Source organism: Photobacterium rosenbergii (assembly GCF_003026455.1).
In the GTDB taxonomy this organism is placed as follows: Bacteria; Pseudomonadota; Gammaproteobacteria; order Enterobacterales; family Vibrionaceae; genus Photobacterium; species Photobacterium rosenbergii.
On the sequence record NZ_PYMB01000007.1, the window covers coordinates 162,404 to 175,425 of the forward strand.

Here is a 13,022-nt window from a genome sequence, read left to right on the forward strand (position 1 = left end):
CATGGTTGTTAATCAAATTGAAGATTAAATAATGACTGAATCTTTTGCTCTACTTTTTGAAGAGTCTCTAAACGAACTAGAAACACGTCCAGGTGCAATCGTTAAAGGTACTGTTGTAGCTATCGAAAACGGTTACGTACTAGTTGACGCAGGCCTTAAGTCTGAGTCTTCTATCCCTGCTGATGAATTCAAGAACGCTGCTGGCGAAATCGAAATCGAAATCGGCGCAGAAGTTGACGTTGCTCTAGACGCAGTAGAAGACGGCTTTGGTGAGACTAAACTTTCTCGCGAGAAAGCTAAGCGCCACGAAGCTTGGATCGTTCTTGAGAAAGCTTACGAAGACGCTGAAACTGTTGTTGGTATCATCAACGGTAAAGTTAAAGGCGGCTTCACAGTTGAACTTAACGGCATCCGTGCGTTCCTACCAGGTTCTCTAGTAGACGTACGTCCAGTTCGTGACACTGCTCACCTAGAAAACAAAGAGCTAGAGTTCAAAGTAATCAAGCTAGACCAGAAGCGTAACAACGTAGTTGTTTCTCGTCGCGCAGTTATCGAATCTGAAAACAGCGTTGAGCGTGATGAACTTCTTGCTTCTCTACAGGAAGGCATGGAAGTTAAAGGTATCGTTAAGAACCTTACTGACTACGGTGCGTTCGTTGACCTTGGTGGTGTTGATGGTCTTCTACACATCACTGACATGGCTTGGAAGCGCGTTAAGCACCCATCTGAAATCGTTAATGTTGGCGACGAGATCAACGTTAAAGTTCTTAAGTTCGACCGTGAGCGTACTCGCGTATCACTAGGTCTTAAGCAGCTAGGCGAAGATCCATGGGTAGCTATCGCTAAGCGTTACCCAGAAGGTACTAAGCTTTCTGGCCGCGTAACTAACCTAACTGACTACGGCTGCTTCGTTGAAATCGAAGAAGGCGTTGAAGGTCTTGTACACGTTTCTGAGATGGATTGGACTAACAAGAACATCCACCCATCTAAAGTTGTTAACGTGGGCGACGAAGTTGAAGTTATGGTTCTTGATATCGACGAAGAACGTCGTCGTATCAGCCTAGGTCTTAAGCAGTGTAAAGCTAACCCATGGCAGTCATTCGCTGAAATGCAAGCTAAGGGCGATCGCGTAACTGGTAAGATCAAGTCTATCACTGACTTCGGTATCTTCATCGGTCTTGAAGGCGGCATCGACGGTCTAGTTCACCTATCTGACATTTCTTGGAATGTTGCAGGTGAAGACGCAGTTCGTGACTTCAAGAAAGGCGACGAAATCTCTGCAGTTGTTCTAGCAGTTGACGCTGAGCGTGAGCGTATCTCTCTAGGTATCAAGCAGATCGAAGAAGACCCGTTCAACGGCTTCGTTGCAGTTAACAAGAAAGGTGCTCTAGTTACTGGTACTGTTTCTGCAGTTGACGCTAAAGGCGCAACTATCGAGCTAGCTGAAGGTGTTGAAGGTTACCTACGTGCTTCTGAAGCATCAGTTGACCGCGTTGAAGACGCTACTCTAGTTCTTTCTGTTGGCGATTCTGTTGAAGCTAAATTCACAGGCGTTGACCGTAAGAACCGCGTAATCAACCTATCAATCCGCGCTAAAGACGTTGCTGAAGAGCAAGAAGCTATGGCTAACCTGAACAAGCAAGAAGACGCTTCTTTCGGTAACGCAATGGCTGACGCTTTCAAAGCGGCTAAAGGCGAATAATTGAGCTCGGGGGGATCACTTTTCCCCCCAAGCGGTTATACTATTGAGAAACATACTAAAAACGGAGTGTTTATGACAAAGTCTGAATTAATTGAAAGACTATGTAGTCAACAAACACATCTTTCTGCCAAACAGGTAGAAGATGCAATTAAGGAAATCCTTGAGCATATGGCTACGACACTTGCTGAGGGTGACCGTATCGAAATCCGTGGCTTTGGTAGCTTCTCTTTGCATTACCGCGCTCCACGTGTAGGTCGAAACCCGAAAACAGGTGACAAAGTTGAGTTGGACGGCAAGTACGTTCCTCACTTCAAGCCAGGTAAGGAATTGCGCGACCGTGTTAACCAGTCTATTGCTAGTTAAGCACGTTTAGAACAAAAAAACGGCATGCTGTTAAGTATGCCGTTTTTTTATGCGTATTGATCATGGTCTGATGAGGCAAAATCTTGCATAATCAGGCCATACCGATCTGTGTTTATACCAGATATGTGTCATCTACAATCTACATTTCGTTCAAGTGAGAAGGATTCACGATGAAGATACTGACTGTACTCTTACTAGCTGCATGTTTCTTGGTTACCCTAGCGCTAGGTGCCCAAAATCAGCAGTTGGTTAACTTTGACTTTCTGATCGCCCAGGGAGAACTCCAGCTGTCGACACTGCTGGGTATTGCCTTCGGTTCCGGGTTTGTGATCGGCTGGCTGATTTGTGGCCTGCTATACCTCAAAGCCCGCTTCACCAAAAACCGCCTGAGCAAGAAAGTACAAAAGCAGCAACAAGAATTGGATCAGCTTCGAGCCGAGCCAGTTAAGGAATAACATTTAATGCTAGAACTGTTGTTCCTGTTATTACCAATTGCAGCCGCTTATGGCTGGTACATGGGTAACAGGAGCGCTAGTAACAAGCAACAAGAGCAATCTCATCACATGTCACGTCAGTACGTGACAGGCCTGAACCTGCTGTTGTCAGACCAATCTGACAAAGCAGTGGATGTGTTTATTGAGTTGCTCCAGGTTGATAGCGAAACCATCGATACACACCTGGCTTTGGGAAATCTGTTCCGGAGCCGGGGTGAAGTTGATCGTGCCATTCGCATCCACCAGAACCTGATTGCCCGCCCCAACCTAACTATTGATCAGCGTAACCTTGCTTTGCAGCAGTTGGCACAAGACTACATGGCTGCAGGTTTTTTTGACCGCGCAGAGAAGATCTTCGAGCAGCTACTGGATGAGCCAGACCACCGTAAAGGCGCCTTGCAGCAACTTCTGACCATCTACCAACAGACCCGTGAATGGGAGAAGGCAATCAATATTGCCAACCATTTGGTCAAGATGGGTAAGAGTAAGCTCAAGCATGATATAGCCCATTACTGGTGTGAAATGGCCATGCTCGAAATGAGTGCCCAGAACCCTGATAAGGCCAAACAACTGCTTAAGAAGTCTCTCTCGGCGGAGAAAAACTGTGTCAGGGCCAGTATCATGCTAGCCAAGATCTTGATCGCAGAAGAAGAATTCAAAGCAGCCGCCAAGCAATTGGAGCGTGTCGCCGAGCAGGATATTGAGTTTATCGGCGAAGCACTGCCGCTTCTTCTGCAGTGTTATGAGGCAATGGACAATGAATCGGGTTGGCTCAAGTACCTGCGATATTGTGTCGAGCAAAAGGCAGGTTCGACGGCCGAGTTGATGCTCGCTGACGAGATTGCCAAGCGGGAAGGCCCAACCATGGCCCAGACCTTTATGACTCGTCAATTGCAGAAGAACCCGACCATGAAAGGCTTTTACCAGCTGATGGACTATCATTTGGACGAAGCTGAGGACGGCAGGGCAAAAGACAGTTTAACCACACTGCGTGGCTTGGTGGGAGAGCAGCTTAAAATTAAGCCTCATTACCGTTGCCGCCAATGTGGGTTTGCCACCCACTCCCTTTATTGGCAATGCCCATCCTGTAAAGGCTGGGGTTCAATCAAGCCAATTCGTGGATTGGACGGCGAATAAGCGCTAGTAAATGTTGTAAATCACTAAAAAAGCCCGCTTGGTATTCAAGCGGGCTTTTTTTGTAATAAAACTCAGCCATTTTAGCGTAAATGGGCCAAGTAAAAATTTTAAGGTGCTTTTTAGGATCAAAAAAACGATTAGAAAAATCTTCTATTTACGTTAATCGATTGGCTGGTGATTTTGAGTGTGTTTTTTGGCTATTTGGATTGAATTATTAATTAGTGCTCGATAAAAAACTGTTTTGCTGTACAATCCTGAGCGCGCTCAGCAAGCTGGGCTAGTTTGACCTTATAACTAAGCAGGAGATGCCATGTTAGATCCAAAAGTAATTGTCGCTCTCGACTACCCAAGCCAAGACGAAGCACTGGCCTTTGTCGATCGAATTGAACCGGGAAGCTGCCGATTGAAAGTTGGCAAAGAGATGTTTACTTTTTTTGGCCCTGACTTTGTGCGTAAACTGCATGATCGGGGCCATTCTGTATTTCTTGATTTGAAATTCCACGACATTCCAAACACTTGCTCACGTGCGGTAGCTGCTGCTGCTGATCTGGGTGTGTGGATGGTTAATGTCCATGCCAGCGGTGGCGAACGTATGATGACTGCGTCCCGTGAAATCCTTGAGCCGTTCGGCAAAGACCGACCGCTACTGATCGGTGTGACTGTACTAACGAGTATGGAAGCTTCTGATCTGCAGGGCATCGGCATTACGGCGGAACCAAAAGACCACGTATTGAACCTGGCACGTTTGACCAAAAACAGCGGCCTAGACGGCGTTGTGTGCTCAGCCCACGAATCAACCATGCTGAAGACTGAGTTGGGGAGTGAGTTCAAACTGGTAACACCGGGCATTCGTCCTGCTGGTAGCGCCGCAGGTGATCAGCGCCGTGTGATGACCCCAGTCGAAGCCGTGCAGGCTGGTTCGGATTACTTGGTGATTGGCCGTCCTATCACTAAAGCCGCTGATCCTGCTGCAGTATTGGCTGAAATCAACAAGACGCTAGCCTAAGCGTACTTTCTTAGATTAAATGAAACAGGCCCCATCAGGGCCTGTTTTTTTATATCTGGATTAAACTGGTCAATGCCGCGCCATTACTCGAACAAATCGCAAGGTTGCTATATCAAGTACGTTGCCCCGGTTGATGTCGGTCATGGGTATACCCTTGAACTGGTCAGTGAAGGCTGCTAACAGAAATATCAAAACCGTGACAAACCAGACAGTTACCTTTTTCGCCACGACCTAAACTAAAAAGTGTGGGTGTTTTAGGTCACTAGAATGGACGTTGAACTTGCGTTTGCTTCCCCTTATATCCGGCTGGGTATCGCCTTGCTGCTCGGGGCTATTATAGGCATCCAACGTGGTTGGGTAGAGCGTAATGAAGCCGCGGGCAGCCGTATTGCCGGTATCAGAACGTATTCGTTGGTGGGTTTGCTTGGGGGCATTTGCGGCCTGTTGGCTGACTACTTTTCCGAGCTGTTTATCGGCTTGTCTTTTGTGGCTTTGACGGTCGTGTTGACTGTGGCGTATGCGCTGCGCTTAAAGTGGCATACTAACCTCAGTATTACCGGCTTGGTTGGCACCTTAATTACCTTCCTCCTCGGCGCGTTGGCGATTGTCGGCGAGCCCACCTTGGCAATCTCTGCCGCAGTGATCACCGCTATTATCCTCGACAATAAGCAAGAGTTGCACAATGCCCTGCAACGATTACAGGAATATGAACTCGATGCCGCGCTGCGCCTGCTGCTGATTTCTGTCGTCCTGCTGCCACTCTTGCCCAATGAACCTATGGGGCCTTGGGGAGCCATAAATCCTTATGAGATTTGGTGGATGGTGGTATTGATTGCTGGTATCTCTTTTGTTGGCTATTTCGCGATGAAGATCGGTGGGGCACAAAAGGGAATTCTGCTGACATGCTTATTTGCCGGCTTAAGTTCATCAACAGCCCTGACTTTGCAATTCTCCCACCTATCGAAGCAGCAACCCCAGCTCAATGGGCTGCTGGCAAGCGGCATCCTGCTTAGCTGCGGTACGATGTTCCCCCGTATTCTTTTTGTCTGCTCAGTGGTCAACCGGCAACTGATTGAGTCTCTGTGGCTGCCTATGCTGCTGATGATGCTAGGGTTTTATATTCCAGCATGGTTCATATGGCAGCGTAACAAGCAGTTGGGCCAGACAAATCCGGAAATGAAGCAAAACCCGTTGGCCCTGACATCTGCCTTAGGGTTTGGGCTGATCTTAATGCTGATTATCCTGCTGGCCAATGGCCTTCAGGAGTGGTTTGGTGATACCGGAACCTTGGCATTGGCTGCGATTTCGGGGATCACCGATGTCGATGCTATTACCTTGGCGTTAGGCAGGCAAAGTGCCGGTGGTGAGATGTTAGTTCTTGCGGCGATGGGGATTTTTATCGCAGCTGCAGTAAACAGCCTGGTTAAAATGGGGATGGTATGGTTCATTGGTGAGGCAGGCATGCGCAAATATGTTGCCTTGCCCGTTCTCGGCGCAGTAATGCTTGGTGGGCTAGCTGTGATTGTGGTTTAAGTGCGTTTTGCGATGATAAAAACGGGCCATTAGGCCCGTCTTCAGTATGGGAATGGTGAGTTCAGCACTCAATTTTTGGCGTTGCCCGGCTAAGGCGGTTGCTCCGGTCATGGGAAGGGGCTGAAAAGTGGCTATCGAGTAGTTTTTGGGTCAAAGCATGTTGTGGGCTGCTAAAGACCTCATCGGTTTTGCCTTGTTCAACAATTTCGCCATGCTGCATCACAATGACCTTATCTGAGAAGTGCTTAATCACCCCCATGTGCTGTGACACGTAAATGTACGATAGGCCCATCTCTTCCTGTAGTTCGAGTAGCAGGTTGAGGATTTGCGAGCGCATAGACATATCTAGCCCGTTTAACGCTTCGTCGGCAACGATGATACAGGGTTGGAGGATCAGTGCTCGTGCGAGCGACACACGTTGCTTCTGGCCAGTAGCCAGCATCTGCGGGTAGAAATACGCGTGCTCAGGCAGCAAACCGACTCGCTTGAGGGTTTCCATGATCCGGCGTTCACGGGCTTGCGGTGTCATGTTTGTATTTCGTTTCAGCGGACCCTCAAGGATCTTGCCAATTTGGATCCGAGGGTTCAGTGATGTGTTGGGATCTTGGAAGATCATCCTGATCAGTTTGCAGCGGGTTTGAAAATCTCGGTGCGCCAGCGGCTCGCCATTTACCCGAATAATGCCTTCGGTTGGTTCTACCACGCCAGCAAGCATACGTGCCAAGGTTGATTTACCTGAGCCATTTTCACCCATGAAAGCAATGGTCTCGCCAGCTTCCAAACTAAATGAAACTGGTTTTACGGCTTCAATCGTCCGGCGGCGGAATAGCCCTGAGCGGTAGTGGTAGTCTTTTTTCAGGTTCTCGACTTCAAGTAACGCACTCATTTGGTATTACTCTCCATGTTCAGCGGGAAGTGGCAGCTGAACTTGTGATTCTTGATCTTTCTGCGCTTCGGTACTTCAACGCACTTTCGCTGGGCGTGCGGGCAGCGTGGCCCGAGACGGCAGCCAATTGGCAAATGCTGTAGCGGCGGAATAGAGCCCGGCAAGGTTTCCAGCTTACTCTTGTGGGCAAGCTTATCGAGGTTGAAGTCCGGCATTGCCCGCAATAACGCTTCGGTATACGGGTGATGTGGTGACTCTAGAAGTTGCTGGCGGTTTGCCGATTCAACAGATTGGCCGCAATACATGACGGTGATCCTATCTGCCCATTGGGTCACGGTCGTCAAATCGTGGCTAACTAGCAGTATTGTGGTGTTGCCAAGCTGATTCATCCGGCTCAGCAAGCGGAAAATCTGTGCCTGGGTGATTGGATCAAGGTCATTGGTCGGTTCATCGGCGATCAGTAGGCGAGGGCGGTTGGCAATGGCCATGGCTATCATGACCTTCTGGCACTCACCATCGGTTAGCTCGTAAGGGTAACTGCGCATCACACGGCGGTGATCTTTGATACCGACTTTGTGCAAAAGGGCGATGGCTTGTTTCTGGCGCCAATGGAAGCGTTGCCAGAAGTAACCATCGAATGATGATGACGGAATGGCTTCTTCCAACTGCTCACCGACTTTTTCAGACGGGTCAAGACAGGATGAAGGCTCCTGGAAAATCATCGCGATCTCGCGTCCTACCACGCGCCGGCGTTCACGCGGTGACAGGGTCAGTAGATCAATATCTCCTAACCGGAGGCGATCGGCACTTACTCGCCAGTTGCTCTTGGTCACACCGGCAATGGCTTTGGCGACCAAGCTCTTACCTGAACCGGATTCACCCACTAGACCACGGATCTCACCTTCGTTAATCGTCAGGCTCATGCGGTCAACCGCTTTCACCATCCCTTGGGGCGTATCGATTTCAATGGTCAGGTTACGTATATCTAACAGTGGCATCAGTCAATCCCCGCATTAATGGCCTGGCGGAGTCCTTCTCCTACTAAGTTTACAACCAATACGCTAAACGTAATGGCGAGCCCCGGTAAAGTCACCGTCCAAGGTGCTAGGTAAATCAGTTCAATGGAGTCACCCAGCATGGCTCCCCACTCTGGCATCGGGGCTTGGGCACCGAGGCCAAGGAAGCCAAGCGCTGCAATATCAAGGATCGCAATAGAAATTGCCCGGGTAAACTCATTGGTCAGCACGGTCAGGATATTGGGTAAAATCGAGTTGTACAGCAAGTAGAAGTCGTTGGCGCCATCAAGGCGGGCGGCCATGATGTAATCTTTCTCAACTTCATTGTGCACGGCAGTATAGACCGCACGGATAAATCGTGGGATCAACGCTAACCAAATGGCAAGCAAGATATTGGTCTCACCCGGGCCCATGTAGGCAACGACAATGATAGCCAGCAGTAGAGAAGGAATCGATAGCACAGTATCCAACACATGGTTGAGGAAACTGGATTTCAACCCTCGGGTCATACCCGCTAATACACCGATCAGAATACCAATCGCCGCCGAGGCGAGTGCAACTAAAACGGCATAGCCGAAGGTCAGGCGCGAGCCAAGTAGCAAACGGCTGAGCATATCGCGGCCAAGGTCATCGGTACCGAAGAAATATTCCACTTTGCCCGCGGTATCCCACGACGGTGGCATCAGCAGTTCACCCACTTGGGTGAAAGCATCATATGGGGTCAACCAAGGGGCAAGTAGCGTGATTAAGGTAAGCAGAACCAAACACCATAGACCAAACATAGCCAGGGAGTTGTTTCTGAAATTTTGCCAAGCTCGCTCGATCTGGGTCGGGATCTTGGTCTCCTGGTAAATGTTATTTGATAGCATACCATTCCTTGCGAACCAGTGGATTGACAAAAGCGCCGGTCAAATCAGACAGGATGTTGGCAATCAGGATAAAGCTACCGACGGTGATGACACCGGCCTGGATAGCGACATAGTCCTGGGTTGAGATCGCATCGAGCAACCAGCGCCCGATCCCCGGCCAGTTGAAGATGGACTCAGTCAGCATGGCGAAGGTCATCATGGTTGAGAACTGCATACCCAGTTTCGGGATAATAGGCGGAATGGCGTTTCTCAGCACATGCCGGGTGATGATTTCAAACATCGACAAGCCTTTGGTTTGTGCCACCTTGATAAAGTTCTGCTCCATGACATCCGATACCGATGCGCGGGTTAGGCGTATTACCTCGGTGGTAGGTGCCATTGCCAGTACGACGGTCGGCAGCACGAGGTGCCTGATAGTGTCCATGAGGGCTTCGGCACGGTATGGCTTGTCAGATAGCATCACATCGATAAGGGCAACTCCGGTGATGTGGTCAATCTCATACAGCAGGCTGTAGCGGCCAGAGACGGGTAACCAGCCCAGTTTCAGAGAGAACAGCAGGATAAGCAGCGTTGCTAGCCAGAACAGTGGGATAGAGTAACCAACCAAGGTAATCGATGAGATGGCGGTATCAATGTATTTACCGCGTTTTACTCCGGCAAGGGTACCGACAGGGATACCGATCAACAGTGATAGTACAAACGCAAAGAAGCTGAGTTCAAGGGTGGCAGGGAAGACGGCCATGACTTCGTTGACAATAGGCTCGCCCTGCTGGTTAAGCCCCAAATGACCAGACAGCAGGTTATCGAGGTAAACAGCCCAACCAGAGAAAAACGGTTGAGTGCTCCATAGTGAGGTACTATCGAGGCGTAAAAGACTATAGCCGATCAGGGTTAAGATCAGCAGGGTAATGAGGAAAAGGTTTAGCCTACGGATGGTATAGATAAACATATTAGATCTCGCTCCGGCGGAAGACAGTCGAGAAGGAGCGGGTGCCAAACGGGCTCATCTGTAACCCCTCAAGGGAGCGGTGATGGACCTGGAAATGGACGCCATGGGCCAGCGGGACAATCGGCACCTCAGTGTCCAAGATATCCTGGGCAAGGTGGTAGTAATTGAGTCGTTGGTTCAACTTCGGGGTGCGGGAGGCCAACTCCAGCAAGTTATCAAAGCTGAGGTTGCACCAGTTCGCCACGTTCAGTCCGGCTTGCTTGGCATCACAAGATAGCAGCGGGCGCAGGAAGTTGTCGGGATCGCCATTATCAGCCACCCAACCGGTCAGGATCAAATCGCTGTTGAACTTGTCGATGGCACTGAATCGGTTAACCGTATCCTGGGTGATAATGTCGACCTTAACGCCGACCGCATTGAGGTCGGCCTGGATCAACTCAGCGGTTTTCCTCGGGCTAGGGTTGTACGGGCGAGGTTCAAGCGGCACCCACAAGGTCAAGCTAAGGTTCTTTTCAAAGCCTGCTTCCTTGAGCAAGGTACGGGCTTTGACCGGGTCATAGTCCAGCGCCTGGCTGCCGTGGTTATAGGCCCAGGACATCGGTGGCAGTATGCTGCGCGCCTTGGTGCCAGTACCGTAATAAACCGAATTGAGTAGGTTTTCACGGTTAATGGCGTGGTTTATCGCCTTGCGTACCCGAATATCGCTCAGTTCCGGTTGGTTGTTATCGAGTGCCAAGAAAGCCACATTCATGCCAGTTTGGGCATTGAGGTTAAAGTCTTCGTCGGCACTGATTATAGGCAACTGACTGGCAACCGGCGATGACAATACATCACATTCATGGCTTAGTAGTTTTGCCAGTGTTCCGGTACCACGGCTGGCAATATCAAACACTACTTGCTCCATCGGTGCCGCGCCTAGCCAGTAGCCTTCATGGCGGTTGAGACGGACAAAGTCATTGGCTTGGTAGTTATCGAGGTAAAACGGCCCGGTACCGACAGGGAGAGAATCCAGTTGATCAGGCTTACCGGCACGCAGGGTCTGCTCGGCATATTCCTGCGAGTGGATCACCGCGTAAGTGGTAGCCAGGTTGGATAAAAAGGCATTGTCAGGCCGGCTCAGGGTAAATTTTACCGTGAGAGGGTCAACGACCTCGATATCTTCAATTAGGTTGGCAAACCCTTGGCTGTCAAACCACGGGTAGCGACCACCAGACACCGGATGGAACGGGTGGTCAGACTTAATGACTCGCTTAAAGCTAAACACCACATCCTGAGCATTGAACTGGCGCGTAGGTGTAAACCAATCGGTAGTTTGAAACTCGATACCTTCACGTAAGGTAAAAGTGTAGGCCAAACCGTCATCACTGATGGACCATCCACTGGCCAGGGACGGCAGAGGTTGGTGGCTAACAGGATCAAGCAGCAAAAGGCGGTCGAAAAGTTGCGCAGCCAAGGTATCAGCCGTCAATCCACCATCGATTAACTGTGGGTTAAAGGTTGTTGGCTTATCTTGTCCGCAATAGACGAAGCCGCGGCTGCGAATATTGCTATCCTGCTGCGGGTCATCACTACAGCCAATCAGGCCGGCAAGGCTGACGCACACAAGCAAAAGACGAGTATAGGCGCTCATAGGATAAGGAAATTTTTTGGAAACAAGATTATAAATTTACCATTAACCCACTCTGTCACCAAGCCACCTCACTAAAATACCTGTTATTTCTGGGTTCTTTATGGCCAGAAAATGCGCAAAATGTGCTTCCATCCCCGCTAGGTATTACACAAACAGATAGGCATCAGTGTATGAATTGGTCTTATTCACTGCCCACTAGCTGGTATTTTCTTAGAAGCCCCCTCAGTTGATGGTAGCTCAAGCAGAGTAATTCAGCGGCTTTGCGTTGATTAAACTGGGCCTTTTCAAGTGCCTGCTGCAGTATGGCAACCTCCTGATCTTGCTGCCATTGGCGAAAGTCGAGGGGGAATGCCCAGTCTGTATCGCTGGCTGTCTTTGGCTGGTCACTTTCCTGCGGGCTAACTGCAATGCTGTCTTGTGCCCAAGGCGGCTTGAATGGGTCGAAGGTGATGGTGTCAACGGGTTCGTCTTCGAGGCTATGGCGGAACACTGAGCGTTCAACGACATTTTTAAGCTCGCGGATATTGCCCGGCCACGGGTAGTTTTGCAGTTGCTGCTGAGCGTGCTGGCTAAATCCGGCAAAGAAACTGAAGTTGAGCTCACGGCACATTTTTACCGCGTAGTATTCGGCGAGAGGCAAAATATCTTCTTGCCGCTCTCTAAGAGGCGGAAGATGGATAATGTCAAAGGCCAACCGATCGAGTAAATCAGAACGGAATTTACCATCAGCAGCGAGTTGCGGCAGGTTTTCGTTGGTAGCACAAATCAAGCGGACATTGGCCTGGCAGGTATTGCTACCGCCAACCCGCTCGTATTCACCGTATTCAATTACCCTTAGCAATTTTTCCTGAACGCCCATCGGCGCGGTAGCCAGTTCATCGAGGAATAAAGTGCCGTTTTCGGCCCGCTCGAAGCGCCCTTGGTGGCGGCCTTTAGCACCGGTAAAAGACCCTGCTTCATGGCCGAACAATTCGGAATCAATCACGCCCTCGCTCAGGGCGGCACAGTTAAGCGAGATCAGGGGTTGGTCCCAGCGGCGGGACAGGTAATGCAGACGTTGGGCGATGAGCTCTTTACCGGTTCCCCGTTCGCCGATGATCAAGATAGGGCGATCCAGTGGGGCGAGGCGGGATGTTTGGTCCAGTACCGTGAGAAAAGCCTCTGACTCGCCAATCAGATTATCTGTTTTACGCATGGTTAATCTCGCTAATAGTTGGCGTAATTAGTTACACCTTAGCAGGCGGTTACAAAAGGCGCAAAGCTAAATGCATGATTTTAAACAGGCAAAAAGTTGGCACGGGAGTTGTAAAGAGTAAGAAAGAGCTGGGAGGAGCTGGTCCAAGGCCCTTGGAAAAGAGGGCCCTTGGTAAAAGCATGAAGAGCTTGAAGCCTTAAAGCTCACTGAAAATGTCTTTGCCGAGCCCCGAGCCCCGAGCC

12 protein-coding genes are annotated in these 13,022 nt (G+C 49.9%); 6 read left to right on the forward strand and 6 right to left on the reverse strand.

Annotated elements, in window-relative coordinates:
- Positions 1–31: 31 nt before the first annotated feature.
- The 6 genes from rpsA to C9J01_RS16435 all read left to right on the forward strand — a co-directional run bounded on the left by rpsA (position 32) and on the right by C9J01_RS16435 (position 6,235).
- A complete protein-coding gene (gene rpsA, locus C9J01_RS16410; protein ID WP_107299210.1) occupies positions 32–1,702 on the forward strand; it encodes a 30S ribosomal protein S1 in 1,671 nt (556 codons plus the stop codon).
- A 72-nt stretch (positions 1,703–1,774) separates the two neighbouring features.
- Complete coding sequence (ihfB, locus tag C9J01_RS16415; protein WP_039468048.1) at positions 1,775–2,065, forward strand: integration host factor subunit beta; 291 nt, start codon at positions 1,775–1,777, stop codon at positions 2,063–2,065.
- 170 nt (positions 2,066–2,235) lie between these two features.
- Entirely contained in the window at positions 2,236–2,520 is a 285-nt protein-coding gene (locus tag C9J01_RS16420; RefSeq protein ID WP_107299211.1) for a LapA family protein, read from the forward strand.
- 6 nt (positions 2,521–2,526) lie between these two features.
- Positions 2,527–3,696, forward strand: coding sequence for a lipopolysaccharide assembly protein LapB (lapB, locus tag C9J01_RS16425; protein ID WP_107299212.1), 1,170 nt, complete (start codon positions 2,527–2,529; stop codon positions 3,694–3,696).
- Positions 3,697–4,006: 310 nt separating this feature from the next.
- Positions 4,007–4,702 carry an orotidine-5'-phosphate decarboxylase gene (gene pyrF / locus C9J01_RS16430; RefSeq protein WP_107299213.1) on the forward strand — a complete coding sequence of 232 codons (696 nt, stop codon included), beginning with the start codon at positions 4,007–4,009 and terminating at the stop codon, positions 4,700–4,702.
- Between the two features lie 267 nt (positions 4,703–4,969).
- Entirely contained in the window at positions 4,970–6,235 is a 1,266-nt protein-coding gene (locus tag C9J01_RS16435; RefSeq protein WP_107299214.1) for an MgtC/SapB family protein, read from the forward strand.
- Between the two features lie 61 nt (positions 6,236–6,296).
- Here C9J01_RS16435 and C9J01_RS16440 read toward each other — a convergent pair whose 3' ends face one another.
- The 6 genes from C9J01_RS16440 to pspF form a co-directional block, all read right to left on the reverse strand.
- Positions 6,297–7,121 carry a peptide ABC transporter ATP-binding protein gene (locus C9J01_RS16440; RefSeq protein WP_107299215.1) on the reverse strand — a complete coding sequence of 275 codons (825 nt, stop codon included), beginning with the start codon at positions 7,119–7,121 and terminating at the stop codon, positions 6,297–6,299.
- A complete protein-coding gene (locus C9J01_RS16445) occupies positions 7,118–8,119 on the reverse strand; it encodes a peptide ABC transporter ATP-binding protein (protein ID WP_107299216.1) in 1,002 nt (333 codons plus the stop codon). The genes C9J01_RS16440 and C9J01_RS16445 overlap by 4 nt, the downstream gene beginning before the upstream one ends.
- A complete protein-coding gene (gene sapC, locus C9J01_RS16450) occupies positions 8,119–9,006 on the reverse strand; it encodes a putrescine export ABC transporter permease SapC (protein ID WP_107299217.1) in 888 nt (295 codons plus the stop codon). Before sapC ends, C9J01_RS16445 begins: the two co-directional genes overlap by 1 nt.
- Positions 8,993–9,955, reverse strand: a complete 963-nt coding sequence (locus C9J01_RS16455) for an ABC transporter permease (protein WP_107299218.1) — start codon at positions 9,953–9,955, stop codon at positions 8,993–8,995. The genes sapC and C9J01_RS16455 overlap by 14 nt, the downstream gene beginning before the upstream one ends.
- 1 nt (position 9,956) lies before the next feature.
- Positions 9,957–11,585 carry an ABC transporter substrate-binding protein SapA gene (sapA, locus tag C9J01_RS16460; RefSeq protein ID WP_107299219.1) on the reverse strand — a complete coding sequence of 543 codons (1,629 nt, stop codon included), beginning with the start codon at positions 11,583–11,585 and terminating at the stop codon, positions 9,957–9,959.
- Positions 11,586–11,766: 181 nt separating this feature from the next.
- On the reverse strand, positions 11,767–12,780 hold the full coding sequence (gene pspF / locus C9J01_RS16465; protein WP_107299220.1) for a phage shock protein operon transcriptional activator: 1,014 nt from the start codon (positions 12,778–12,780) through the stop codon (positions 11,767–11,769).
- Positions 12,781–13,022 lie beyond the last annotated feature (242 nt).

Bases quoted from the DNA above. Each gene is read 5' to 3' on its own strand.
- C9J01_RS16435 (WP_107299214.1), top strand. From the start codon at position 4,970: ATGGACGTTGAACTTGCGTTTGCTTCCCCTTATATCCGGCTGGGTATC.
- pspF (WP_107299220.1), bottom strand. From the start codon at position 12,780: ATGCGTAAAACAGATAATCTGATTGGCGAGTCAGAGGCTTTTCTCACG.
- rpsA (WP_107299210.1), top strand. From the start codon at position 32: ATGACTGAATCTTTTGCTCTACTTTTTGAAGAGTCTCTAAACGAACTA.
- C9J01_RS16455 (WP_107299218.1), bottom strand. From the start codon at position 9,955: ATGTTTATCTATACCATCCGTAGGCTAAACCTTTTCCTCATTACCCTG.
- C9J01_RS16420 (WP_107299211.1), top strand. From the start codon at position 2,236: ATGAAGATACTGACTGTACTCTTACTAGCTGCATGTTTCTTGGTTACC.
- lapB (WP_107299212.1), top strand. From the start codon at position 2,527: ATGCTAGAACTGTTGTTCCTGTTATTACCAATTGCAGCCGCTTATGGC.
- C9J01_RS16440 (WP_107299215.1), bottom strand. From the start codon at position 7,121: ATGAGTGCGTTACTTGAAGTCGAGAACCTGAAAAAAGACTACCACTAC.
- sapA (WP_107299219.1), bottom strand. From the start codon at position 11,585: ATGAGCGCCTATACTCGTCTTTTGCTTGTGTGCGTCAGCCTTGCCGGC.
- sapC (WP_107299217.1), bottom strand. From the start codon at position 9,006: ATGCTATCAAATAACATTTACCAGGAGACCAAGATCCCGACCCAGATC.
- C9J01_RS16445 (WP_107299216.1), bottom strand. From the start codon at position 8,119: ATGCCACTGTTAGATATACGTAACCTGACCATTGAAATCGATACGCCC.
- ihfB (WP_039468048.1), top strand. From the start codon at position 1,775: ATGACAAAGTCTGAATTAATTGAAAGACTATGTAGTCAACAAACACAT.
- pyrF (WP_107299213.1), top strand. From the start codon at position 4,007: ATGTTAGATCCAAAAGTAATTGTCGCTCTCGACTACCCAAGCCAAGAC.